Annotated in this window: 21 protein-coding genes; 5 read left to right on the plus strand and 16 right to left on the minus strand. The window is 39.0% G+C overall.

Features of this window, described 5'->3' with window-relative positions; translation table 11 throughout:
• Nucleotides 1–339: 339 nt before the first annotated feature.
• The 5 genes from QOS06_RS07330 to asp1 all read right to left on the minus strand — a co-directional run bounded on the left by QOS06_RS07330 (nucleotide 340) and on the right by asp1 (nucleotide 8,469).
• Nucleotides 340–1,725, minus strand: a complete 1,386-nt coding sequence (locus QOS06_RS07330) for an SLC45 family MFS transporter (RefSeq protein WP_283595711.1) — start codon at nucleotides 1,723–1,725, stop codon at nucleotides 340–342.
• Nucleotides 1,726–1,742: 17 nt separating this feature from the next.
• A complete protein-coding gene (locus QOS06_RS07335) occupies nucleotides 1,743–3,425 on the minus strand; it encodes an alpha-glucosidase (protein WP_078010015.1) in 1,683 nt (560 codons plus the stop codon).
• Between the two features lie 183 nt (nucleotides 3,426–3,608).
• Nucleotides 3,609–5,312, minus strand: a complete 1,704-nt coding sequence (locus tag QOS06_RS07340; RefSeq protein ID WP_168240107.1) for a fibrinogen-binding adhesin SdrG C-terminal domain-containing protein — start codon at nucleotides 5,310–5,312, stop codon at nucleotides 3,609–3,611.
• Nucleotides 5,313–5,423: 111 nt separating this feature from the next.
• Complete coding sequence (locus tag QOS06_RS07345) at nucleotides 5,424–6,926, minus strand: glycosyltransferase (protein WP_098046600.1); 1,503 nt, start codon at nucleotides 6,924–6,926, stop codon at nucleotides 5,424–5,426.
• 1 nt (nucleotide 6,927) lies between these two features.
• Nucleotides 6,928–8,469, minus strand: a complete 1,542-nt coding sequence (asp1, locus tag QOS06_RS07350; protein ID WP_085720197.1) for an accessory Sec system glycosyltransferase Asp1 — start codon at nucleotides 8,467–8,469, stop codon at nucleotides 6,928–6,930.
• Between the two features lie 138 nt (nucleotides 8,470–8,607).
• Here asp1 and QOS06_RS07355 point away from each other — a divergent pair, with 138 nt between their 5' ends.
• Nucleotides 8,608–9,012, plus strand: coding sequence for a hypothetical protein (locus QOS06_RS07355; protein WP_003670295.1), 405 nt, complete (start codon nucleotides 8,608–8,610; stop codon nucleotides 9,010–9,012).
• A gap of 64 nt (nucleotides 9,013–9,076) precedes the next feature.
• On the opposite strand, the gene QOS06_RS07360 is transcribed toward QOS06_RS07355, so the two are convergent.
• Nucleotides 9,077–9,532: a TetR-like C-terminal domain-containing protein gene (locus QOS06_RS07360; protein ID WP_003670293.1), complete on the minus strand. Its 456-nt coding sequence runs from the start codon at nucleotides 9,530–9,532 to the stop codon at nucleotides 9,077–9,079.
• On the minus strand, nucleotides 9,520–9,717 hold the full coding sequence (locus QOS06_RS07365) for a hypothetical protein (RefSeq protein WP_003670292.1): 198 nt from the start codon (nucleotides 9,715–9,717) through the stop codon (nucleotides 9,520–9,522). Before QOS06_RS07365 ends, QOS06_RS07360 begins: the two co-directional genes overlap by 13 nt.
• 763 nt (nucleotides 9,718–10,480) lie before the next feature.
• On the opposite strand from QOS06_RS07365, the gene QOS06_RS07370 reads away from it, so the two are divergent.
• The gene (locus QOS06_RS07370) at nucleotides 10,481–10,867 is read left to right on the plus strand and encodes a hypothetical protein (RefSeq protein ID WP_035159715.1); all 387 of its coding nucleotides are present in this window, start codon (nucleotides 10,481–10,483) and stop codon (nucleotides 10,865–10,867) included.
• Nucleotides 10,868–10,986: 119 nt separating this feature from the next.
• On the opposite strand, the gene pyrR is transcribed toward QOS06_RS07370, so the two are convergent.
• The 3 genes from pyrR to QOS06_RS07385 all read right to left on the minus strand — a co-directional run bounded on the left by pyrR (nucleotide 10,987) and on the right by QOS06_RS07385 (nucleotide 13,882).
• Nucleotides 10,987–11,523 carry a bifunctional pyr operon transcriptional regulator/uracil phosphoribosyltransferase PyrR gene (gene pyrR / locus QOS06_RS07375; protein WP_003670286.1) on the minus strand — a complete coding sequence of 179 codons (537 nt, stop codon included), beginning with the start codon at nucleotides 11,521–11,523 and terminating at the stop codon, nucleotides 10,987–10,989.
• 165 nt (nucleotides 11,524–11,688) lie between these two features.
• Complete coding sequence (locus tag QOS06_RS07380; protein ID WP_003670285.1) at nucleotides 11,689–12,474, minus strand: immunoglobulin-like domain-containing protein; 786 nt, start codon at nucleotides 12,472–12,474, stop codon at nucleotides 11,689–11,691.
• A 109-nt stretch (nucleotides 12,475–12,583) separates the two neighbouring features.
• Complete coding sequence (locus tag QOS06_RS07385) at nucleotides 12,584–13,882, minus strand: adenylosuccinate synthase (RefSeq protein ID WP_003665344.1); 1,299 nt, start codon at nucleotides 13,880–13,882, stop codon at nucleotides 12,584–12,586.
• Nucleotides 13,883–14,077: 195 nt separating this feature from the next.
• Between QOS06_RS07385 and QOS06_RS07390 the strand changes: the two genes are divergently transcribed.
• Nucleotides 14,078–15,052, plus strand: coding sequence for a GMP reductase (locus QOS06_RS07390; protein ID WP_003669595.1), 975 nt, complete (start codon nucleotides 14,078–14,080; stop codon nucleotides 15,050–15,052).
• A 59-nt stretch (nucleotides 15,053–15,111) separates the two neighbouring features.
• Here the strand turns inward: QOS06_RS07390 and QOS06_RS07395 are convergent, their stop codons facing one another.
• Entirely contained in the window at nucleotides 15,112–16,461 is a 1,350-nt protein-coding gene (locus tag QOS06_RS07395) for an FAD-dependent oxidoreductase (RefSeq protein ID WP_003670283.1), read from the minus strand.
• Nucleotides 16,462–16,729: 268 nt separating this feature from the next.
• On the opposite strand from QOS06_RS07395, the gene QOS06_RS07400 reads away from it, so the two are divergent.
• On the plus strand, nucleotides 16,730–17,227 hold the full coding sequence (locus tag QOS06_RS07400; RefSeq protein WP_283595713.1) for an ECF transporter S component: 498 nt from the start codon (nucleotides 16,730–16,732) through the stop codon (nucleotides 17,225–17,227).
• A gap of 52 nt (nucleotides 17,228–17,279) precedes the next feature.
• On the opposite strand, the gene QOS06_RS07405 is transcribed toward QOS06_RS07400, so the two are convergent.
• Together QOS06_RS07405 and QOS06_RS07410 are read right to left on the minus strand one after the other, a co-directional pair.
• Nucleotides 17,280–19,067, minus strand: a complete 1,788-nt coding sequence (locus QOS06_RS07405; RefSeq protein ID WP_152720540.1) for a glycerophosphoryl diester phosphodiesterase membrane domain-containing protein — start codon at nucleotides 19,065–19,067, stop codon at nucleotides 17,280–17,282.
• A gap of 138 nt (nucleotides 19,068–19,205) precedes the next feature.
• Nucleotides 19,206–20,072 carry an aldo/keto reductase gene (locus QOS06_RS07410; RefSeq protein ID WP_003670278.1) on the minus strand — a complete coding sequence of 289 codons (867 nt, stop codon included), beginning with the start codon at nucleotides 20,070–20,072 and terminating at the stop codon, nucleotides 19,206–19,208.
• Between the two features lie 118 nt (nucleotides 20,073–20,190).
• Between QOS06_RS07410 and QOS06_RS07415 the strand changes: the two genes are divergently transcribed.
• Complete coding sequence (locus QOS06_RS07415; protein ID WP_035159714.1) at nucleotides 20,191–20,919, plus strand: gamma-glutamyl-gamma-aminobutyrate hydrolase family protein; 729 nt, start codon at nucleotides 20,191–20,193, stop codon at nucleotides 20,917–20,919.
• Between the two features lie 132 nt (nucleotides 20,920–21,051).
• On the opposite strand, the gene QOS06_RS07420 is transcribed toward QOS06_RS07415, so the two are convergent.
• The 3 genes from QOS06_RS07420 to QOS06_RS07430 form a co-directional block, all read right to left on the minus strand.
• Nucleotides 21,052–22,392, minus strand: a complete 1,341-nt coding sequence (locus QOS06_RS07420; RefSeq protein WP_003670274.1) for a glutamate--cysteine ligase — start codon at nucleotides 22,390–22,392, stop codon at nucleotides 21,052–21,054.
• A gap of 151 nt (nucleotides 22,393–22,543) precedes the next feature.
• Nucleotides 22,544–23,725 (minus strand): chloride channel protein, encoded by a 1,182-nt coding sequence (locus QOS06_RS07425; protein WP_283595716.1) that lies wholly within the window; start codon nucleotides 23,723–23,725, stop codon nucleotides 22,544–22,546.
• A 2-nt stretch (nucleotides 23,726–23,727) separates the two neighbouring features.
• Entirely contained in the window at nucleotides 23,728–24,975 is a 1,248-nt protein-coding gene (locus QOS06_RS07430) for a sensor histidine kinase (RefSeq protein ID WP_035159713.1), read from the minus strand.
• Nucleotides 24,976–24,978 lie beyond the last annotated feature (3 nt).

Here is a 24,978-nt window from a genome sequence, read left to right on the forward strand (position 1 = left end):
AGAATATTAGCTTTCGTACCATGTCATCGTTAGCTTTACTGAGACCAACTTCGAGTAGTATTGGACTTCAACTTGTCTAGCAGCCTTATCCAGTTAATTTCAGCCTTATAGCTACTTCTTGTTCATCGATGCAGTACTTTGCCTTAGACTTCCTTCAGATTCCACCTCACGGTGGACACCCTTGTCCTCAGCTCATGGTTCCGACTACTACGGCCCATAGCGGACTTTCACCACCTAGCTAATACCCATGCCGGGCGCACTAGTAAAAGCGAGACCGGATAAATTTCCAGTCCCGCTTTTATTTTAACTATTTATATTTAAGGAGAGATTTAATTAGCGCTACACTTCTTTAACCGTTACCCCTTCATGAATTGCTTGGACAGCTAAAGCCCCAATAAGAAGGGAGATGCCACCAAGCAAAAGCATCATTGGTTGATTGTGACCAACAAGTGGGAAGAGGAAGAAGCTACATAACGATGCAACAATTTGCGGTACACAGATTCCAACGTTGAAGAGTCCGAGGTAGGCACCTTCGTTTTTACCGTTTAAAGATGAAGTGAGGAGGGTAAATGGAATCGTGTTGATACTGAAGTTACCAATTCCAAACATGATCATTGCAATGATTGAAGTAGTCTTAGTTGTGACAAAGGTCATCCAGACTAACCCTAAACCACCGACGATCATCCCAAATGTGTACCACTTCTTCCGTGAGCCAGCCTTGGCATGGGCATAAATTAATCCCCAAACAATACCAGCAATACTATAAACAGCAGTTAAAATCCCATACCAGTTACCGGCAGCTTGATAACCAGCAGAAGTAACATCAGACGTATGCCAAATATTACGAGCACAGGTTCCAGTCGTGTATGTCCAAACGTACATGATCGCAAACCAGCTAAACAATTGAACCAGGTTGATTTCCCAGAAAGCGCGCGGTGCCGTCTTGATTAATTTCCAAAGGCTGACTGACTTATTTTGTTCTTCGGGATCAATGTGGTGGTATTTTGCATATGTTTCCGGATCATATTCCTTAACATTAAAGGCCGTCCATAATCCAGTAAACAGGAGAACCGCCGCTGCACAAAGGTATGACCAGATAACGGTATTTGGCACTACCCCTCGTTTTGCAGTATTGGACATTCCGAACATCGTAAAGATAAATGGTAAGATCGTTGCTAAAATTCCCCCACCATTAGAAAAGACCTGTTGCCATGACCAAGCAAAGTTCTTCTGCTTGTTATTAACCATGTCACCAACAATCATCCGTGATGGCTGCATACAAATATTACTAAATAAATCCATCAAACATACCGCTGCCGCAGCATAAATCATCGCAGCCATTGAACCATAGCCGAAGCCAAGTGAACCGGAGAACGGTAGCATGATCAAAACTAATGCCGCAATTGGAGTCCCAAATAATAGGTAGGGCAACCGACGACCAAAGCGATTCCATGTCCGATCTGACATCTTTCCCATAATCGGTTGTACAATCATCCCCATCAATGGTGGAAAAATGAAGAAGAAACCTAGATTGTTAGGATTTGCCCCAATCGTTTGACAAATCCGACTCATCTGGGAACTCTGCAGTGAGAAAGCCATGTTTATTCCCAGAAAAGCAAATGTAATCGCAAATAGCTCTTTCTTTGGCAAATCTGGCATCCCTGTATCCAGATCAACCTGCTTCGTTTCAACTTTTTGTTTCGAATTCGAACGTGATTTATCCATGATTATTCATCCCCACTCTAGTATTGATAAACCTTAGCTTCGTATGGCCGGATAGTACCATTTTGATCATCCTCATAATTGCTAATTAGTAACTTCGCATCAGCTGGCACATTATAATGGCGGTTAACAGTCTCATCAGTATAGTTCAAGATTACCAACAAAGTAGTGTCATCATCTTGCCGAGTATATGCAAAGACCTGTTCATCATCTTCATTACCAGGAACTAATGCATACTTTCCATTAGTAATTACTGGCATCGTGTGTCGTAGTTCAATCAACTTTTGATAGTAATAGAAAATCGAATTCTTATCAGCTAATGCGTTTTTGACATTAATCTGCTTATAATTTGGATTAACCTTTTCCCATGGGGTATGGTCGGAAAATCCTGCATATTCGCTATCATCCCATTGCATTGGTGTCCGCGCATTATCACGTGAATGGATCGCAATGTACTTCATCATTGTCTTGCCATCAAGTAAATGTTGGTCATCAACAAGTTGGTGATAGGCATTAATCGATTCAAGGTCGACGTAATCTTCAAGCTTTGGGAAATAGGCGTTAGTCATGCCAATTTCTTCCCCTTCATAGATATATGGTGTTCCTTGCATCATGTGGGTCATAGTCGCTAACATCTTGGCAGATTTAACCCGGTAATCTTCCGTCTGATCATTACCAAAACGTGATACAACGCGTGGCTGATCATGGTTGTTCCAATAAAGTGAATTCCATGCCTTACCATACAATTTTTCTTGCCACTTCGTTAAGTTTGCCCGTAAGTCTTTAAGGGTCGTCTTGCGATCATCCCACTTGCCAAGGGCTGGATTAGGATTACTATCAAGGCCCATATGTTCAAATTGGAAAATCATATTTAATTCTTTATTATCAAGACTGGCATACTTCTCGGCATCTTCCGGTGTAGCGCCCGGTGTTTCACCAACTGTCACCATCTTATGCTTACTCATAACATTCTTATTCATTTCTTGTAAGAATTCATGAATGCGATGACCATTTGATACTAACGGTTCAACATTGGCGTATTTCTCGTCTTCGTTCTTGTTAGCATCAGGCAATCCATCCGGCTTAGAAATTAGGTTAATAACGTCCATCCGAAAACCATCGACACCCTTGGCAGCCCACCAGTTCATCATGTCATAAACAGAGTGCCGAACTTTCGGATTTTCCCAATTTAGATCTGGTTGTTCTGGAGCAAAAAGATGAAGGTAATATTGGCCGGATTCATCATCATATTTCCAAGCAGCGCCAGAGAAGTAGGAACCCCAATTATTTGGCTCTTCACCCTCCTTACCGTCACGCCAAATATAATAATCACGATATGGATTGTCTTTGCCCTTTCGTGATTCCTTAAACCAGTCATGTTGGTCAGAAGTATGGTTAACTACTAAGTCCATGACCAATTTCATTCCACGTTCATGAACGCAATCGATCAATTCTTGAAAATCATCCATGTTGCCAAGAGTCGGGTTAATTGCTTCATAGTTGCTGATATCATAACCATTATCAACTTGTGGTGACTTATAAATGGGGTTCAACCAAATGACATCGACGCCTAATTCCTTAATGTAATCGAGACGATCAATTATTCCACGAAGGTCACCGACACCATCATGATTGGTATCTTGAAAACTTTTTGGATAAATTTGATAAACAACCGATTTATTCCACCAATGATTATTTTCCATAAAATAAAACCTCTCTCCATAAAACTACTACACTTTTCCCTTTATCCATTAATGTAAGCGTTTACTTAACTTCAATTAAATATTAACACCTTTATTTTTAATTGCAAGCATTTTATGTAAACGATTACATTTTGGTAAAAATAAAATGCCAGGATAATCTCTCCTGACACTTTATTTTTTCTATTAGAATCTCCACAAATGACGCAACGAATGATTCGACCGGATTGTATTTTGAAAACGACTGTGCCGGCGTGGTGGTCGTCGTCCCGGCATTGGTAGGGGTGCTGCGCTTGTCTCCTCTTCACTAACTTTAATTTCAACAGCAGACTCAGACACTGCGGATTCTTCAGATGTAGTAAGCTCCTCTTTGTCATCTGAAGATTCAGCTTCTTCTATAACCTCTGCCGGTGCCGTTTGAGGAGTGACGTCAAAGGAGATTGATAATTCATCCCCGCCGACTGCTCCACTAACTGCAGGAGCTTCCGCCTGCTTTTCTTCGATTGGCGTTTCATCTTCTTCCGCTTGAGAACTAGGAAATTGTTCTTGACTATCAGAAGCAGATGGAATATCAGCTTCTTCTCGCACTTCTTCAACTGCTGTAGATTCAAGAGGTTCTTCCACATTGACAAAATGTTCGTCTTGCTTAAAATCTTCTGTTGTGTCCGCTGTCTCCTCCGCTAACTTCTCCTTAGAAATAGCATGACCCCTTGCGATCATTGAAGTTCCAGTAGCTGTTGCAGCAGTAGAATTACTCATATAAACATTTTGCTGGTCCATCCCAAATAAACGAGCCCGCAATCGTACTGTTCCATCAAGTTCACCATTATATTGGCCAATTACCCTAATAATATAGGAATCATTCGTGTGATCGGCGCCAAAATTCAATCGCATCTTGTTATCAGCAAAGGACATTATATAAGGTGTCTCGACAAGGTGATCGCCTTCCACTACCGGGAATCGATTAGTAATATCCCTTAGTCGCTGAAAGTTTACCCCATATGATTGAGGTAATTTTAATCCCCGTGAATTACGATAAATCTCAATCCGCATTGTTGACGGTTTGACGATGGCATTAGATAATTCTTCCACTAGATCACTCGTATTAAAGACAATATAGGCATGATTAAGGTCTTTTTGTGCTGGATTAACATAGATAATGTCCTCAAAAAGCTGCTGATCCTTATCAAAATGCATCATCCGGCTAGAAATCCCGAGAAACATGTCGTTAGCAAGATCTGGATAGTCGATATCAATCGTAAAGTCTTTTCGGTAATCATCAACACTTATAAAACATTCCAAGCCAAATTCGTTCTCTGGAGTCGTTAGAGGATCAACTGCTAATTCTCCCTCTAATTCACCAATTATTTGTCGATGCTCGGTTACGTAATTGGTAAAAGCATAGACAAGTTCGTGCTTATCCTGGTCATAAGCTCCCATTGCAATAACAGTCCCATTTTGATCACTAAAATCAGGAATTGGCTTTTCAGGATGACCATTAGGCGCAACCATCAAATTTGGCGATAGTTGAACAATAAATTGATCGGCCGGACGGACATTTTTAGCAACCGTAAAACTAACATGCCACTTGACAGTATCTTCCCGGGTCGGATCGAGGAAAAAGTCTGATTGGGTATTAATTTTGACATTATGTAAAATATGACCATCTTCATAAAATGACCCAAATGCAACTTGATCACGATTTAATTGCTTATGGTCTTGGCTTAAATTCTCTTCTACAGTATGGTATGCCGTTGCTGATTGTTGATTTTTATCAGGTACGCTCTGTGCGATCGCCATTAGTATTTCGCATAAGTCAGCCTTAAAAAAACCGGCACGCAAATTAAGAAGTCCATAGTAAAAATTCATTGCTTGATAATTATCCATCATTCCGCCCTCATTTTCCGTCTTTAGATTATCAAAGGATAACGACCAAAGGCTTCAAAAACATTTGATTATTTTCTGCTTTTCGTCTTCTGAATATATTATAACCAATTTTGACTAAATAGCTGATAGTTGTTGCCATTGCTTCCAAGTTTTTTCTTCTACCAATTCATCTAGATTGTCATAGGCACCAGTACTTAAGCTTTGCAGTTCATCTCGGTCTTGTAATAATTTGACGACGGTTTGAATAAACTGTCCCTGGTTATTTAAAGGAATGATCTCACCATTTTTACCTGAAATTACCATTTCACGTGGTCCATAAAGGTAATCATAGGAAACAACTGGTACCCCATGGTTTAAGGCCTCGCCCATCGCTAATGGCTGTGCATCGATTCGACTTGCATCAACAAATAATTGAGCTTGATCATATGCCTCATCTAATGATATCTGGTAACCAGCAAACTCAATTGACCCATCTAATCCAAGGCTTTTAACCTGTTTTTTATAGTTATCCATATCTTCACCAGTGCCATACCCATAGAAAGTTAGCTTACTTTCAGATACTTGCTGATGAATCTGCGCAAACATATTGATTAGTTGACTAGTTTGCTTATCTTCTGCCAATCTTCCAACGTAAATCAATTGACCCGGTGTCCGATCAGCTTCATTAATCCGCGCATAGTTAGCAAGAACGGGGGTCCCATTAATTACATAGATTGGTACAGCATTGTGAATTTGTTGCTGGAGAATCTCCGCTTGTTTAGCAGTCATGACGATTACACCATCCCACTTGTCCGCATCCGTAGTAACAGGACCTTGCAACATCGGATTTAAGGGACCATTTATTAAGTTCTGACCATCGTTAACCTGGTTCATCGGAAGCCACAAAAATTTCTTTGCTTTTGTCATCATTGATTGAACCGGTTTAATCGCAACAGCTGGTCGGTCAGCAATAAACACATTATCCTCACCATTTGCCTTATTCAATTCATCCAAAAAGAAAATAAAGAGGTCTTCTAAAGAATCAAAGAAGCGATCTTGCCCCTGATAATTACGTAAGACATTCAGCGAATTAATTGGGGTATTTTCAACCGATTTTACAAAATACCGTTCAAGATACGTTTCTCCATTGGGGCGGTAATAACGCGCATAGTATTCCTGTCCATCTTCACCAAAAAATTCGTCAGCTGCCTTAAAACCACGAATATCATATTGTTGGCGAAGAGTCATATTACCAGCAAGATCAAAGTAATCAACATGGTTAACTTGCCCAATCGTTCCAGCCGCAAAGTGAACTTCGCAAACAAGGCGGTCACCATCTTTTACTTCGCGATAGTTATTTCCAGTTCCTACTTGATAGTCAATTGGTAAAGGTAAATCCTCAGTATGGAGCTTTTTGCCTTGGTAATCAGTCGTGTTTGCAAAAAAGTCATACATATTAACAATTTGGTCGTTAGTTAAACCAAATTTTTTGATGGTATCATGAAGAACGAGGTCGAAGTCACGGGTCACCAATTTAGCTTCTCCACCATGCTTTTTAAATAGGGCTAGTCGTTTTAATTCAGCATGTTCAACACTGGAGTTGCTACTTAATAAGTATTGGTTTACAAAAAAGTACACTTTACTCTTCCCCCTTTTCCTTCATGTCAGCAACCAATTCATTCCATAACTTCATCACGTTTGGTTCAGAATAACGCTCACTATCAGCATAAGCATTTTCACTCATCTGCGCTAATTGCTCTTGATCTCGCAATAAGCGAATGATCGCTTGAGCAAGTCCATCAATATCACCGTTCTTGGTCAGCAATCCATCCTGTTGATCAATAACGACATCTGAAGGACCATATTTTATGTCATTAGCAATAATCGGCAACCCATGGGACTGAGCTTCCACTAAAGATAGTGGTAACCCTTCAGCCCGACTTGGCAAAATGAGTAATTGCGCATCTTCGTAAACCGAATTGACGTTATCTGTATACCCATGGAAGGTCACAGAACTATTAATCGCTTCCTCTTTGACAATTTTATTGAGCGTCTTATCAAAATCATCATTAGCGTATCCCCAAAAATCGAGCTTGGCATCTGGAACAGCGGCTAGTACTTGTGGCCATGCTTTCAATAGGTGATCTTGCTGTTTTTCGGGAGACAAGCGAGCAACCATGACAACTTGTTTTTTCGTTCGCTTTTTAAAAGGAACATGATGCTTATCAATAACTGCCGCAGGAACAATCGGACCAGGAATCCGGTAGATCTTTACACCAAACTTGCCAAACCGATCTTGAAGATCTTCTTGTTGTTGCGGAGTTAAGGCAATGACCCCATCCCAATCTTGGAGGTGCTTAAGTCCCCAATCATAGTTATAATTAAGGGTAGAATGAAGCATATCATCAGGATTATTAACATGGTCATTATGCAGTTGAAGAACCCGAAAAACCCGGTGCTTCATGTGCAGAACTGCCCAGCCTAGTTCATAAACTCGGTCAACGACAAAGCCAACCGGACCTTCACCACAGATTTGCTTGTCAGTGACCAACTCATCGAGGAAAAACCGGGTTAACTGGTCAAAGCCACTGAATTGATAATCACGACCATGGTAATTAAAAAGATGGTAAGTTTTAATTTCCCTTCCCCGCTTATCATGCTGGTGGGCTAGCTGGATTGCTAAGGTTCCATCTGGACGGTAATAGTTTTCCGTTGCCATTTTTCCATCCCAGTCATAAAGTTGTTCGACCGAGATAAAACCGCGGCTGTCAAACCAACTAACTTTGAGAAGCTTTCCATAATGATCAAAATATTGAATATTAATTACCCGCCGATCAGTATCACTGCGCCGACGAATATAGAGAATACGTTTGCCATTTTGATAATAATTATAATTAATCCCATCAGCCTTGCGCTCCCAATGGGGGTTAACCGGAATATCTTTAATCCGAATATTCTTTTGCGGGACCTCACAAGCCTCCTGAAAATAATCAAACAAGTTAATAAAGTTACGATCATCAATCCCTGCTTCTGCTGTTACCAAGTGTAATTCATTCGAATATTGCCGGGTAACAATCTTAGCTGGTTGATGATATTTTTCAAACAGATGCAGACGCTTAATTTGCGCATGCTCAATTCCTGATTTGTTTCGTTGAATATTATCGTTTAGGAAAAAAAGCATCCTTGATTCCCCCTTTCATGGTTATCGCTTTGAGTTTACCATATAATTGTTAACATTCCTTGAAAGCCTGATAGAGACGTTTCCTATCCCTCACTCAATGTGTTAATATTATTATTTATAGAAAGAAGTGGACGAGATATGCAAAACCCATTTGGTAATAACAATAATGATAACCAAAATCCGTTTAACTTAAACAATCTCCCCCTCCCACCAAATTACGCTAAAATCGTTAATGACCAGGGGGATATCCGAATCGCCAAAGTCGGCTTTTCTTGGACAACTCTTTGGTTCGGGCCACTGCCAGCTCTTTTTCGCGCGGATTACTATAATTTCATTTTAATGATTGTATTAACCCTCGATTATGCTTTGGTAGCCCTTTTCTTTGGACTTAATGCCCTGTTCCAATTCCCATGGCCTTCTGTTTTCTTTGGCTTTTTCTATAATATGATGTACTTCCGACACCTATTTACTAAGGGTTATCGACCAGCTGACCAGCGTTCACGGGAACTGCTTACCCGGGCACGTTATTGGAAGGGCAATTAATTTAAAAAGAATTTTTGATAATAAAAATGAGGAGACCGAGAAAAAATTTTCGGCTCCTCATTTTCTAGTTTAAATATGATTTATAAATTTGAATCAATTCAACTGGTGATTTTGTTTGAATCAAGCCTGCAATTGACTTAATTTCATTAATGCTTAAAGAGTCTGGTGCGGCACCCCAAAGCATTAACAAATTAACAATTGTATTGATATAGAGGGTTTTAATAAATGAGAATGGCAATGACGATTTTACATTAGCTTCTTTAATATTTATATCCCCAAACAAATATGGAACTCGCGCATCAAATTCATTATTTGCTACTTCAATAATCATTTGATAAAACTGCATATCTCCATTTGAGGAAAGCAAATTTGACAACGCATGCTTATTTTCATTACAAAAAGCCAACGTATGATTAAATGCCACTTCTGCTAATTCCTTAATTTCGTCTGCACTTGGTAAATGCTTGACATCTTTTAGCTCCTCCCGATCAATTACGAGAGCTTCTTTTAGACCTCCCAATAGATCATTTTCAATTTCATGGAGAAGATCTTGTTTATTTTGGTAATAGTTGTAGAAAGTTTTTTACTAATTTCAGCGCTATTTACAATATCATTAGTAGTACATTCTGATAATTTTTTAGTATCTAAAACAGTAATAAATCCTTCCTTAATTCCATTTAACATATTAATTTTACGAATATCCATCTTTTTTCTCCTATATAAACTCCAAACTATATTATCTTAATATAAACGATTAGTAAAAATATAGTAAAATAATACCCTTGTTAGAACAAAGTGTATTCTTGGTATCACTTGTACACAGTGAGTGCATAATCTCGTAAAACTATTAACTATTGATAAATTACTTGGTAAAATATCATCGAATTGAAGCTTTAACATCAAAAGCAATTCGTGAAGAGATCAATTTTATTACTTAATGACTGCTAAAGTGTCCTTAACTTTTTCTCATTTTAATAAGGACAAAAATCCTAATAAACTCCCAAAGTTAAATTGTTCTTTCTTCTAGGGTGGTGCCAATAGTTGTTTTTTAGTTATTCGCCTCAATTAGACTTAACATTTACTAGTAGCAGATAATGTGCGATATCGGCTACTATTATTCCCTAAAATAATACGTTCAATGATTTGTGCAGTCATTGAGCGTTTTTTCTATTCTCCTATTTTACTCGTTCGTCATTTTCAGCTCGCTCACGACGCGTTAACCAGAATAAAATTAACGGTAAAATCACGAAACCAAAGACCATTCCAAAAATTGCAAACCAGTTTGGCATTAGATGTCCTGCACGATTAATACTGAACTCACTAATCCAATCATACCGCATTAATAAGAATAGTGTAATTACAACGGAAAGAATAAATAAAATTATATCAGCAAAAGACTTACATGATTTATTCTGTTTCTAAGTATGATATACTGTTCACTAAACAAATGTTCGACCAGAGGTTTCATATGCGTAATATAATTCTCAATCCAACTAAACGCCAAGTTCACAAGATTAATAAGCGAATTGAAGAAGTTTATCGTCCGCGACAAAAACAAGCATTAATAGTATTTACCACCAACATCAGTAATAATCCCATCTACAAAATTAGTCTCGATACATTCCCTGCTCTGGGAACAGGTATTTCGATGACCATGGTTAGTGAGATTCCAGTAGATGATATTAGTAAAGAACAATACATCCTTCTTCTCTATGCTCTTTATTCTCACTGGAAAAAATTACCATTAGTATTTCGGGGATTTACGCCCAAACAAGTCCGATGGTTTCAGAAAAAATTTGGTACCCGGGTATTTAATGAGCATTCAACGGTGGATTGGTGGCGAAAGCTAAGATAAAAGGATTAGGTTACGCCCATAAGAAGTAAATAGTGCAGTATAACAAAGACCTCCATCATCGGTAAAACCGAACGATAGAGGTCTTTATTGCTTACAGGGGCTTTTGTCTCGTTTCCCTTTTAATTATGCTCGATTGTTACATCTTCATGGCCATCATATTCTTCAACTGCTACATGAACAGTTTCATTCATTGCTGTTGGGATATTCTTTCCAACAAAATCTGGCCGAATTGGTAATTCACGGTGTCCCCGATCGACAAGGACCGCTAGTGAAATTCGGTTTGGCCGCCCCATATCCATTAAGGCATCTAAGGCCGCCCGAACTGTCCGTCCAGTGAAGAGTACATCATCAACCAAAATAACATGTTTATTAGTAATATCAATATCTAATTGATCAGTTTTTACGGTTGGTTCTTGAGTATAATCTGGTACATGACGGTCATCACGATAAAGAGAGACGTCAAGTGCTGCCACAGGAATTTCTACATTTTCCAACTGATTTAGTCGCTTGGCGAGGCGCTTTGCTAAATATACCCCCCGCGTCTTAATTCCAACAAATACTAAGTTATCGACACCCTTATTTTGTTCGATAATCTCATAAGTAATCCGGGTCAATGCACGTTGCATACTTGAGCCATCTAAGATCTCATGAGCCATCATGTCACTTCCTTAATTAATTTAAAATCTTTCAAAAGAATAAGACCCTCCGCTAATCTAAGGAAGGATCCAGCATTTACTTGAGTCTTTCCCTAACAATTTAACGGGAAACCTCGCTAATTATTATTACCATTTTAAGGGTCTATCTTGTCGCTGTCAAACTCACTAATTAGCAAACTCGTCTAACCACTTCTGGACTTCTTGGCTAATATTTCCCCAAATTTCTTGAAAGTCGCCTTTATTCTTTAGATTGTTGACAATTTTCGTCCCATTATCTGGGTTTTCCCGTACTTCATTAACTGTTTCATTAACTTGGTTTAAATCTTGCTTCACGCTGTTACTTTGAACTTGATTTTGCAAGTCTTGGATTTGACTTTGGATCTTATCAAGTCGGCTTTCTAACGCTTGTTGATCATGGTCTTTCTGATATTGTTGGGTTGCCCCTTTAAGTTCTGCAACTTGGCTAGCAAGACGTTGATTATCTTTTGTTAAATCGCTGATACTGCTTGAATTGTTGCTTATTTGACTGCTCTGCTGACTATCAGTTGCCGCTTGATTAGCCGCTTGTCGGTTATGAGAGCTGATCGCCCACCATGCACATAAGATAACCACGATTACGATAATAACCCATAACCATCCCCGTCTTGACTTTGGGGACGTTGCAGTTTCCTTAGGTGCATTCTGTGTCCGCATCGGTTGAATATTTAGGGTAATGCTTGCCTGGGCACTTTGTCCGTTATTATCCATTACATTTAACATCACAGGGTATTCTCCTACTTTGTTAACATCCACTTGAGTTAGGTTCATCATCACCTTACTCGTTAAATCTTGGCCATTTTCATCGGATGCATGCACACCCAACTCATGCATTATGTCAGCTTGATTTAAAGGACGGTTAAGTGGCCAATTTAAATAATGTTTTTCTACTGTTAGTGTTGGCTGTGTCATCATCTTGCCTCCTATAACGTGTATTTGCCTTGATTATACCATAGGGGAGCCAAGAGAAATAAAAAGCTTCCAATGCTTAAAGATTATTCAAACATTAGAAGCTCTCATCTATTTATTTATGTGCTAATTCCCACGGATCCTTAACGATAATCGTTTGAATCCGATCAGCACCAACGGAAACAGTTGCAAGTGGTGATTCTGATAATTCACTTACCCGCTTCAAGTAGTTTTGTGCATTAATTGGTAAGTCTTCAAACTTCTTTGCACCAGTAATATCTTCATCCCATCCTGGAAGTTCTTCATAAACTGGTTCACAGCGTTCAAGTTCCTTCAAACTAGCTGGGTAGTAATCAATTTGCTTACCATCAAGTTTGTATGAAGTACAGATCTTAACAGTCTTCAAGCCAGTCAAAACATCAAGCAAGTTAAGGCTAAGACAACTAATTCCTGAAACCCGCCGTGCATGACGCATTGCGACACTATCAAACCAACCAACGCGCCGTGGCCGACCCGTAACCGTTCCGTATTCATGACCTGTTTCACGAATTTGATCACCAATCTCATCAGTTAATTCGGTTGGGAATGGACCAGCACCAACCCGTGTAGAGTAAGCCTTGCAAATTCCAACAACGGTTTCAATCTTGTTAGGACCAACGCCAACACCAGTACATACTCCCCCCGCAATTGGGTTAGAAGCAGTAACGTATGGATATGTTCCTTGGTCAACATCAAGCATAACCCCTTGTGCACCTTCAAAGAGGACCTTCTTATCTTGATCAAGGGCATCATTGACAATTTGAGCTGTATCAGTAACGTATTGCTTTAATTCTTGACCATATTCGTAGTAACTTTCAAAAATATCGTCAAAGTTAATTGGGTCAACATGGTATAACTTAGTGAATAATTCGTTCTTTTCAGCGAGGTTACGTTCAAGCTTTTCCTTAAAGGTGTCTTTCTCAAGTAAGTCACACATCCGGATACCAACACGAGAAACCTTATCCATGTAGGTAGGACCGATCCCATTCTTGGTCGTTCCCACCTTGTGATCACCCTTTGCCTCTTCTTGACATTTATCAAGAAGAATATGGTATGGGAAGGTGATGTGTGAACGACTAGAAATCCGTAAACCTGAAATGTCGATCCCGTTGTCTTGAAGATAATGCAATTCCTTTAATAATGCAGGTGGATTAATAACCACTCCATTACCAATCACCGCTAACTTGTCTTTAGCAAAAATCCCAGATGGCACTAGACGGAGGGCAAACTTCTTACCATCAAATGCAATTGTGTGACCTGCATTATTACCACCTTGTGAACGAACAACAACGTCCGCTTCTTGGCTTAGGTAATCGGTCATCTTACCCTTTCCTTCATCGCCCCATTGACTACCAACAATAACAACTGATGACATTTATTTTCACCTCATAGTTATACTTTCTAAAATTAACGTTTTTACTTCGCTATTTTACCGGATTAATTCATTGTCGTCAACAGTTTATCGAACTATTTTTTGATATTACTCAGCAAATGTACGCCATTTTCATTGACGCTTCATATATTTTAGCGCATAATAATTACGGTAAATTTTTAAAAAGGAGCTGCCCTAATGAAAACATTCGATTATGATGATATTCAGTTGGTCCCAAATAAATGTGTGATCAAAAGCCGTAAGGATGCAGATACAAGCGTCAAGTTTGGCCCTCACACATTCAAGATCCCTGTTGTACCTGCAAATATGGAGAGCGTCATCGATGAAGATTTAGCAATTTGGCTTGCCCAAAATGACTATTATTACGTGATGCACCGCTTTAATCCAGAGACACGAGCAGCTTTCGTTAAAATGATGCACGAAAAAGGATTATTTGCTTCGATTTCGGTCGGGATTAAGGATGATGAGTATAATTTTATTGATCAACTAAAATCCGAACAATTAAATCCAGAGTATATTACAATTGATGTTGCCCATGGTCATTCTGATTTTGTGATCAAAATGATCCAATACATCAAAGAAAAACTTCCCGACACTTTTGTAACCGCGGGGAACGTTGCAACTCCCGAAGCTGTTCGCGACCTTGAAAATGCTGGGGCGGATGCTACTAAGGTTGGGGTTGGTCCCGGTAAAGCCTGCATCACTAAGCTAAAGACTGGTTTCGGTACTGGCGGTTGGCAATTATCCGCTATTCGTTGGTGTGCTAAAGCCGCGCGGAAACCAATCATCGCTGACGGCGGTATTAGACATAATGGGGACATTGCTAAGTCTGTCCGTTTTGGCGCTTCAATGGTGATGATTGGCTCAATGCTTGCCGGTCACCTCGAATCACCAGGACATGTCATCAACATTGATGGAAAACAATACAAACAATATTGGGGTTCTGCATCTGAGGTTCAAAAAGGTGCTTATCGAAATGTTGAAGGAAAGCAGATGCTCGTTCCTTACCGTGGCTCCATCAAAGACACTTTAACCGAAATGCAGGAAGACTTACAATCATCCATCTCTTACTCGGGTGGTCGTGACCTTGAAGCTATTCGGAAGGTCGATTATATGATTGTAAAAGATTCAATCATGAACGGCGATTTTTAAAAATAAGCGTAAAAAAGAAGGTTAGAAGAAAACTTTTTCTCTTCTAACCTTTTTAGTTATTATTTTTCTAATTCAGCTTGTTTCTTTACCGCCGCTTGGCCAAGAATATTTACATAGTTAAATGGACGATCAAAGTGTGGTTGGAAAAGCATATCAACAAATGCTAAATAATCAATCGTGTGCTTATCCTGGATACATAAGGAAATAATGTTAGCAGATTGAGAAACATCATGCTTACTCATAAACTGTCCACCAAGAATTTGCCGAGTCTTCTTATCCCACACCAATGTCATTAATACAGGAGTTGTTGTCGGCATAAATTCTGGACGGTAGTTGTCTTCAACTGTCACCGCAGCTGCATCAAAGCCCGCTTCTTTGGCATTCTCCAAAGTTAAGCCAGATGATACCATCGTTGTTCCATATAAGTTTAAGCCAGAACTAGATTGGGTTCCCATATCGTGCATTGTATTACCAAAGAGATTTGTTCCAACAATTGTTCCTTGCCGAATAGCGTTAGTAGCTAATGGAATGTATGCATCCTTGCCAGTTGGGTTATAGTGAACAGCCGTTGAATCTCCGGCAGCGTAAATATCTGGATCAGATGATTGCATGTATTCGTTCGTAATGATTGCTCCATTATCATGCATCTTAACTTTACCTTTTAAGAGATCAGTATTAGGACGGAAGCCAACACAGAGGATAGCAATATCTGCCTCGTAGTTGCCCTTATCCGTCTTAACGGTTACACCATTTTTGTGGTTTTCAAATCCAGTTACGCGTTGGTCAAAAGCAAAGTGGGCGCCGTGATCTACAAATTCCTGTTGAATCCGATCCGTATACTCGCGGTCAAAGTATTTATGAAGCATCCGTGGAGACCCATCAATCAATGTAACGTCCTTATTTTGACGAGTGTAAGCTTCTACTAATTCAACCCCAATATAACCTCCACCAATCACAACAATTCGTTGCGCATCTTTAGCAACGTTAAATAATTCTTTAGCATGATGGTAATTCTTGCACAAATAAACATGAGGGCCATCTACACCTTCAATTGGTGGAATTACTGGCCAAGAACCAGTAGTATCAACTAACTTATCATAATGGTCGGTCTTTGTTTCGCCTGTCACAAGGTCTGTCACTGTGACTGTCTTAGTCTTAGGGTCAATATCAGTTACATTATGTTGCATATGAACTGTTGCACCCATGGCAGCAAGTTGTTCAGGGCTTGAATAAAACATCGCATCTGGATCACCAACATCACCGCTCAAGTAAACCGCAATCCCACATGAGAGGAATGAAACGTTATCATTCCGTTCATAAATTGTGACTTCTGTTTCTGGATGATTCTGTAAAATTTGAGTGGCAGTAATTGTTCCCGCATGTGTACAACCAACAATAATAACCTTCATAACACACACCTCATATCATGTTCTGATTTTCACAATTTATTATACGCATTATTTTCATTTAATCAATATATAAAATAGGAATATTGATTATCAGTTGAAAATCAATTATCAGTTTTATTACATAATATTTCAATGTAATTACTATGATACAAGATGTTAAGTTAATTTTTGTTTGTATCGATAGATAAATAACTACACATTTTTTCTCTGAAATTTTTTGAAAATTATTGTAAAATTACTCACAATTGACTATGTTAGGAGTTTTAATATGGAATCTACTTTTCGGTTACGCCGCTCAATTATTGCCGCAATGTTATTAGCATTAACTTTTGTCCTCGGCCGCTTCTTTCTTATCCCTATTCCATGGACACATGGTAACGTCAACTTATGTGATGCTGGTGTATTCATTGCTGCCATGCTTTTAGGACCAGGAGCAGGGACAATTGTTGGTGGCTTTGGCGGAATGTTCCTTGACCTTATTTCCGGTTTCCCCCAAGATGCCTTATTTTCCTTTGCCGCTCATGGTTTAGAAGGATTTATCAGTGGCTGGATTTATAAAAAGTATGGCAACACCACCTGGGGCAAATGGACCGCAATCTTGATCGGAACAATCGTAATGATTGCAATCTACTTTATCTGCAATACCGTTATGTACCATGTAATTACTGGTTTTTTAAGTTTAGGTTCAAACTTTATCCAAGGAATGATCGGTGGAATAGTGGCGTTAATTGTTATTAGGCAATTGAAGAAGCATCACGTTGGATAAAAATACTCGAGAACTGATCGCCTTAACGGCTTATCTGTTCTCGAGTATTTTTTTACGGTTCAATTCCCCCACTTGTGGGAACGACAATAATATAATTTAGAATTCGATTAGCATAACTCTGCTTTCCAGTAAAATCTTTTATTGCCGCATTTAATTCCCCTAAATTATCGGTAATTATCCCATTAACGTGGTTATACATAGTCTGTTTCATTAAATCGGTGTCATTAACCGTCCATGCATATACCGGTTTATGTTGCCACTGGGCTTGAGTAATGAAGTCCTGATTTAATGTTGAATATTCCATCGAAAAACCGTCAGCAACTCCCTGGGGATTACCCAAATTATAGGGTTGAATATACAAAACTGTTAACCGCGGATTAATATTTTTTAGCTTAGTCACAGCACTGTAATCAAGCGAGTGAACTCGGTCATGATCTTGCAAAATCCTTTTCCCATACCGGCGATTAAAATTCTGGAGCATCTGTTTTGAATCATGGGGTGTTGTTTTTATCTCAATCAGAAGTTTCTGATGATATTTCTCAGCCGCTGCTAAATATTGATCAAAACTCGCAACCTTAGCATGATAGCCATTTTCGCGTGCTGTTAGTCGTGTTAATTGCTTCAATGTTAGTTCATGAGGTGTTTTATTTACTCCTGTTAGGTCTTTAAGATTTTCATCGTGCATCACAACAAACTGGTGATCCTTTGTTTCATGCAAATCCATTTCAATATAATCAGGCTTAAGTTTACTTGTTTTTTCCATTGCTGGAATAGTATTTTGCACCCCGTTTTTTTCAGTAACTCCCCGATGAGAGATAGTTATTGGGCGTTTAATCCCCGTTCCCATCATGTAAAAAGTATTATTTGCAAGAGTCGCCAAGCCGATTACAAGGAAGACAAGCATAAAGGAAGTTAGCAATCCTCGTGATGGATGTTCAGGAGTTGTCGCTAGTTCACTAATGCTAGTTAAGGGGTTAACGACTACCAGTAAGATAATTGTTCCTGCCCATACTGCTAGTACTTCCCCACCAAGCTGTAAGATCGACAAGTTAAAGATAGCAGTAATCAAAGATAATTTCCCGGGTAATAAATCCAAAACAACCTGGAGAATGTAAATCATGAGGTAAAAAACAACCGTTATACTACCTACAATTATTGTCATCAGCACAATTTGAATTAAAAACTTCAACCATCTTAGCTTACTTGTCATTTGCCAGCTTTGAGACATAGCAGCTCTTAACCGTAAATGTTGATAAGCCATTAACGGCATTGTCAATATTAAACGAATACCGATCATTGTCATCAAAAGATAGAACAAGGTCAATCCACCAATAAGCCATGCATTACGGGTAAGATAATCAACAATAAACTGAGGAACTTGAATTTTCGCCAGCAGGGGAGTTCGAAAGATGATATCCGCAAATGGAATAATAAGTAAAAAGTAACCTAATAATAGAATTAACGATCCAAAATTTAGTAACGATAAAGTTTCTTTTGTTTGCCTAAACATTCGGCGCCAGCTAAACTCTGGCAAGCCAATTCCACAAAAGCCCTTCAACAAGAGCATAAATTCGCCATAGATAATTACCATTAGGCATATTAATTCAATTAAAAGGATCACTACAACTAATGGATGATGGGTCAGAATAATTACAATATTTTGATATGAAATAAACGGAATTTCTCCTGCCTGCAGGACAAAGGTAGTTATCCAGCGAAAAAATGGAATTACCAGAAACTGGTTTAAAATATCAAGACCGCCAAATAATATTAAATATTCAAGCCAATTTTTCCTGAACTGGCAAGAGTATTGGCGAAAAGCGCGATAAGCATTTTTCATTTTCAAATTCTCCTCATTATTAGCTAAAAGAAATTATATCAAAAAAGCCTCTTCCGTGAAGGTTCGAGACTTTTTAGCATACTATTTTTATTTGACTGGATACCCAATACTACTGTATCAATTTCATATTTTTTATCGTTAAAAATCAACCTCATCTGGATCAGCACATTGACCGCCAAGATTTGGCAATAAATTAATCTTGCGCATATCCTCATCAGTTAATTCGAAATCAAATATATTTTGGTTACTTATCATCCGTTCTTTATGGACAGACTTCGGTAATGGAAGAATCCCCTGTTGGAGAATCCAACGTAAACAGACTTGCGCTGGCGTCTTTTGATACTTATCAGCGATTTGAATCATTGTTGGATTAGTTAATACTTTAGCACCTTGACCACCTAAAGGAGCCCATGCCTCAACTAAGATATTGTGTGCTTGTAAGTATTTAATTTCTTCCGTATGTGGCCAACCCGGATGAACCTCAATTTGATCAACTGCTGGCGCTACTTTGGCCGTTTTCATTAATTCCGCAATATGGTGAGGCATAAAATTGCTTACCCCAATTGCCCGAATTTTACCTTCATTGTAAAGGTCTTCCATTGCGCGCCACGTTTCAGCATTAATCTTGGCAGCATCATCTCCAAACTGCTTTTCATTGGCGGGCCAGTGAATTAAGTAAAGGTCTAAATAATCCATCTGCAAACGATCAAGCGTCTCTTGAAAAGCCTTCTTCGTTTGTTCATAGCCACGATTAGTATTCCATAACTTGCTAGTCACAAAAAGGTCTTCACGCTTAATTCCCGAATCCTTAATCCCCTTGCCTACTGCTTCTTCGTTTCCGTAAACAGCCGCAGTATCAATGTGTCGATAACCAGTTTCAATTGCTTCTTTCACGGCCTGTTCAGCTACATCTGCCGGAGTCCTAAATGTACCATATCCCACACAGGGAATCTTGACCTCATTATTTAAGTTGAACGTTGAGTTAATATTAGTTAATTCAAGCATCTTTACATTCCTTCTTTCTTCTTCTATTATATCTTTTTTTATTAAAAATATTGATTGCTATTCCAAATGAATTATGCTTTGATTATAATATCATGAGAACTAAATGAGGAGGGGTTATATGCATCCACGAATTGCTATTCCTGCAGATACATTAACTGAAGCTACAAACATCATTAACGAGCGAAATGCTGCCTTCGCACCTCGCCCATTAATCGAAGCCATTATCAAGTCAGGAGGATTACCCGTTATTCTTCCTAGTGTTGCTGCTTCACTAGCACCATCCTACCTTGATCTTTTTGATGGGATTATCTTTGCTGGAGGAAGTGATGTCGATCCAACCTTTTTCAACGAAGAGCCGCATCAAAAATTAGGTCCCACATATCTTAAACGAGATCAATTTGAAATTAGTCTTGCTACAGCTGCATTTAATGCTGGAAAACCAATGATGGGGATCTGTCGTGGAATGCAGGTATTAAATGTTGCGCTTGGCGGGACTTTATACCAAGACCTTTCGGAAAATCCCCATCAAACCCTTAAGCATTCCCAAGATGCCCCAGGAAATTTTCCTTCCCACCACGTTAATACAGACAAGGCAAGTCGATTATTTAACTTAGTAGGACCCAGACCATATGTTAATTCACGTCATCATCAATCACTAAATCAGATTGCTGAACCACTTCATGTAACGGCATGGGCTGATGATCAGGTACCAGAAGCCGTGGAAACCATTAACTCTGATCAAATTTTAGCAGTTCAATGGCATCCAGAAAACATGTTTAAACATTACGATTATTCGCGCGCTATTTTTGCTGACTTAATTACTAGAGCGAAAAAAGCGGCTAAATAAATAGTGGAGGGCTGTGACATAAGCTAAGTTACTTTCAGAAAAAAACATAGAATAATAGGCCTCCAATGCCCGGTAAAATCGAACGTTGGAGGCCTATTATTGCTTACTGGAGCTAGCTTCTCCTTGAAAAGGTTACAATGTTAATTCTTTTCGAAGCTCATCAGCAGTATAGATTCGTCCATCTTCAAACCCTTTAAAAGGATGGATTGTTTCCTGTGCCGCTTGTTGGTAACGTTTGGCACGACGCAACGCATACTCGGTGAGTGAACCATTCTTTACATAGTTTAAGAGTTTAGCACTCGGGGTAGTTAGCGGATTTTCGACCCGATCTTCTAAGTCTTCCAGAACTTCGGAATATTCTGGACCGAGTTGGATTTGATTGGCATACCGCTCTAAACTTTTGAGGACAGCACGAGCTTTGGCCTGATATCTACAAGTTGCTTGGGGATTTTCCTCGGCTACAACTTCATTCATTTTATCGGCAGTCACCAACATTTCTTCTACTTCGTTTTCTTTTAATGGCGGCTGCATGATCAAGTAACTTGCTAATAAACGAATAAATCTTAGTGTACCAGTTCGAACTCCTACTGAACTGCTAGGATCTAAATCGAGCATTCGTAATTCTAAATACTCAATTCCATGTTCAGGCAACTTTTTTAAATCCGTGTTTCCTTTGAACCTCACCGGACCATGAAATTCGTAATCCGATGTTAAGATCCCTGCTTTAACTCCTTCTTCAATCCGTGCAATGTAACGATCGAGATTAGTAAAATCACCGGTAAATTTGGTCCCAAAACCGTATTGACTTTGCCGCACACTCCGAATCGGATGAGGCAACTCTTTTCCCGGTTCAAAATAATTTTCTTCAACAATTGGGCTTGCACCATAAAGATACGTAAGAAGCCATCGATATCGGACAAAACCTTGTGCCAAGATAGTATATAAATAATTCCGCACTTCACGCTTACTATTAAAGCGTTCCGGGAAAGCATTAAGGACTAGCTCAATAATGTGCTGATCAATACTCAAATTAATATGCGCTCCACAGGGCGTTCCTTGCGAGTACCCATGACGTTTTGCCCATTCCTTCAAATAAGCTTCTTTTTTCGGTCCCATTTTAGCTAACCGTAATTTAGTCTTATCTTTAGGAAGTCGTGGGGGCATGGATAACGGCCATAATAACTCGCCGGGAGCAAGAGCTGATCGCAATGTATTATTGATAACATACAAATAATGCATTGCATCAAGAGCATGTTGGGCAGAAGGAGTTACCATTTCAGCCATTGTTTCTAAAAAATCATTGGTAATCCATGGATTAGTCTTCTCATCCCCAATCGCTGACGGATATGGCTCAAGGCTTAGGTTGCCATCTTCGTCTACTCGTTGCATTTCAATCTCAAGACCCATTGTAAAATCAGAAGTCTTTGCAACAGCTTCATTATCGAATATTAATTGACCAATTCTGCTAAACACATTATCGCCCCATTCTCTAATTGTTTTTTAATAAAGATACAGGACTTTTCTCATATAAACAACAAAATATTAATAAAATGAAATTTAAATAATTTTTCACGCTTAGCAAGTACTCAATCTTCTTTATTACACAAAAGATATTAAAGATTCTCTATTCACTAGCAGGAAAAAGTTTAATAATCCTTCCTACTAAAAATGCAACTACAATTATAACCGGCGCTAGTTCAATCGGTACCAATAATAACAGCAGGATAATTGTTAATAACGGTTTTTCTAAAATAAAGGTAAGGCTTGCCGCGATTACAACAATTGCATTTATCCGTACGTCTCCAGGCAACATCATCGCACAGGCAGTTCCTACCGCGACACTCGAAAAGATAGCCGGGAAAATAGTTCCTCCCCGCCATCCCATTGCAAAACCCAGATTACTCATTACGGCTTTTACGAGTGCTACAACTAATAGGAAGATGATTGAATGATTGAAGGCTTCGTGGGTAAAAGGAACAATTCTAAACTCACCAGAAAATAAGATATCGCTTGTAATCAACGAGCTGATCGCTAAAATTAACCCAAAAATCCCACCTTGCCAAATCTTACTTATTTTTGCATTAATTATCAGTGCAGCCCAATTTTCTAAGTGAACAAACAGCCACCCAAAAGCAATCCCAATGATAATCGTTGGAATACTCGTTAATAAATTGATCCACTCCCAATTAATGATCCGGTGATGCATCCTAAAAACACCTTCTTCAGGAAAAAGCTTAAAAACAATCGCCGCGCCTACTATTCCAATTCCAACTAATCCTGAAATAACAAAGACTCGTTGATATTTATTTTTAAAAAGCTGACTGAATCTAGGAGCACGGGCTAAATCTTGCGTTTGCATTTTACCGTACCAAAGAGAAACTTTCTGGCGCATTGAAGTTGCCCAGCGCATACGGTCACCAAGCCAATTAATCATGCTGCTAGTTAAGACTGTTGTAGAAGCTTCCGGCCCGATGTTCCCTCCTGCTCCGAGGGCCAATAAGCCAAGAATAAAAGACTTCCACCAATTATGATAATTTAATTGCCCTTTCAACCTTACTTGCGTCAGCACTTGTTCAATCGTTAACGGGTAATTACCCCATCGCTCATTCAAGAAACCAATCAAAAATCCCAATGGAATACATACTAAAAACGGATACCATTTACTACTAACTGCCGGATCTAGGTATTGATGCCAAACTAAATCAATTACCCAGTTAACTAAGTTTAAATACGCCGCTGTCAGCATACCAATTATTAGGCTCCAAACAACTGCATATATTCCAATCTTAAGTCGCCAAAATTTCATTCTTACTTTCCTACTTCTTTTAACGTTACGATAAAAGCTAACTTACCATTTGTATACTTCGCCGTAATTTTCCCTTTGAATTGTTTAACGATATATTGAGCCATCGAAAGCCCAATACCAAAGCCTGCCTTTTTTCCTTGAGTATGCGATTCATCAACCCGATAAAAGCGGTTAAAGAATTTTTTAGCATCCAGGCTTTTACCATCTTTATAGCTATTCGCAATCGTAATAACTATATTTTTACTATGATTAGACGAGGACACTGTAAAATCAATTTCACCCTGAGGATCACAATACTTATTCGCATTATCAAGCAAAATATTCAACAGTTCCCGTAGTGTATTTTCATCAGCGTTTGCTACCAAGCCTTCATCAATCTGTACATTGAATTGTTTCTGTTCGGTTGAAATCACACTCTTGAAACTACTAGCCACATCCCCGGCAATTTGACTTACATTTACCGGCAACATCGTTAATGTCGGTTGTTCTTGCATGCGTGCAAGTGACACCAGGTTATTAATTAACTTTGTCAGGCGAGTAACCTGTTGCTTGGTGCTTGTTGTCCATTCATTCTCACCATTGATAATCTCTTGCATTTCATTATTCGCTGAAATAACTGTCAATGGCGTTTTTAATTCATGACTAGCATTAGTTATAAATTCTTTTTGCCGCTGCTCTGCTTCAATAATTGGCCGAATTGCACGACGCGAGTAAAGGGTTAAAACAATGGTATACAGAACTAAAACAATTATCCCTAAGATCAACCCTGTATGCATTAGTGATCGTGTCCGGGCCATGAGGAGTGATTCATCAAGAAAGACAATTACTTTCTCGCCGTTTTTATTCCGAATCTTATAAGCATAATTTACCCCTCGATATAGCAACTGCCCGCTATGCACTTTTCTTCTTACAAGACGGTCTGTCATTGCTCGGGCATCCTGCGGCGTAACCGTTGCAATATGATCATCTTGCACTTCCGTTACTTGATTTTTATTATCAACCAGTACAGCAAAATAACGATATTGATGAAGGCCCTCACGTGAAAATTGAGGTTGACTATTGTCAGTAGTCCGGATCCCTTTTCGGGGAATTTGGCCGTCGTTATTTACCAAAATCGTCAATACCCGTTCAATTTCTTGGTGCGATTGATAGTAAGTGAGGGTGCAAATACTGCCAACAATTGTCAAAATTACAAATAATAATGCCGCAGTTGAGATTGCAATAAATTTATAGCGAAAACGTTGAATCATTCC

Origin of the sequence: Limosilactobacillus sp. DJ3M12 (genome assembly GCF_947381695.1) — a bacterium.
In the GTDB taxonomy this organism is placed as follows: domain Bacteria; phylum Bacillota; class Bacilli; order Lactobacillales; family Lactobacillaceae; genus Limosilactobacillus; species Limosilactobacillus kinnaridis.

Excerpts from the sequence above, each read along its gene's own strand:
- QOS06_RS07330 (WP_283595711.1), bottom strand. The coding sequence starts at position 1,725 with ATGGATAAATCACGTTCGAATTCGAAACAAAAAGTTGAAACGAAGCAG.
- QOS06_RS07335 (WP_078010015.1), bottom strand. The coding sequence starts at position 3,425 with ATGGAAAATAATCATTGGTGGAATAAATCGGTTGTTTATCAAATTTAT.
- QOS06_RS07340 (WP_168240107.1), bottom strand. The coding sequence starts at position 5,312 with ATGATGGATAATTATCAAGCAATGAATTTTTACTATGGACTTCTTAAT.
- asp1 (WP_085720197.1), bottom strand. The coding sequence starts at position 8,469 with ATGCTTTTTTTCCTAAACGATAATATTCAACGAAACAAATCAGGAATT.
- QOS06_RS07355 (WP_003670295.1), top strand. The coding sequence starts at position 8,608 with ATGCAAAACCCATTTGGTAATAACAATAATGATAACCAAAATCCGTTT.
- QOS06_RS07365 (WP_003670292.1), bottom strand. The coding sequence starts at position 9,717 with ATGGATATTCGTAAAATTAATATGTTAAATGGAATTAAGGAAGGATTT.
- QOS06_RS07370 (WP_035159715.1), top strand. The coding sequence starts at position 10,481 with ATGCGTAATATAATTCTCAATCCAACTAAACGCCAAGTTCACAAGATT.
- pyrR (WP_003670286.1), bottom strand. The coding sequence starts at position 11,523 with ATGGCTCATGAGATCTTAGATGGCTCAAGTATGCAACGTGCATTGACC.
- QOS06_RS07380 (WP_003670285.1), bottom strand. The coding sequence starts at position 12,474 with ATGATGACACAGCCAACACTAACAGTAGAAAAACATTATTTAAATTGG.
- QOS06_RS07385 (WP_003665344.1), bottom strand. The coding sequence starts at position 13,882 with ATGTCATCAGTTGTTATTGTTGGTAGTCAATGGGGCGATGAAGGAAAG.
- QOS06_RS07390 (WP_003669595.1), top strand. The coding sequence starts at position 14,078 with ATGAAAACATTCGATTATGATGATATTCAGTTGGTCCCAAATAAATGT.
- QOS06_RS07395 (WP_003670283.1), bottom strand. The coding sequence starts at position 16,461 with ATGAAGGTTATTATTGTTGGTTGTACACATGCGGGAACAATTACTGCC.
- QOS06_RS07400 (WP_283595713.1), top strand. The coding sequence starts at position 16,730 with ATGGAATCTACTTTTCGGTTACGCCGCTCAATTATTGCCGCAATGTTA.
- QOS06_RS07405 (WP_152720540.1), bottom strand. The coding sequence starts at position 19,067 with ATGAAAAATGCTTATCGCGCTTTTCGCCAATACTCTTGCCAGTTCAGG.
- QOS06_RS07410 (WP_003670278.1), bottom strand. The coding sequence starts at position 20,072 with ATGCTTGAATTAACTAATATTAACTCAACGTTCAACTTAAATAATGAG.
- QOS06_RS07415 (WP_035159714.1), top strand. The coding sequence starts at position 20,191 with ATGCATCCACGAATTGCTATTCCTGCAGATACATTAACTGAAGCTACA.
- QOS06_RS07425 (WP_283595716.1), bottom strand. The coding sequence starts at position 23,725 with ATGAAATTTTGGCGACTTAAGATTGGAATATATGCAGTTGTTTGGAGC.
- QOS06_RS07430 (WP_035159713.1), bottom strand. The coding sequence starts at position 24,975 with ATGATTCAACGTTTTCGCTATAAATTTATTGCAATCTCAACTGCGGCA.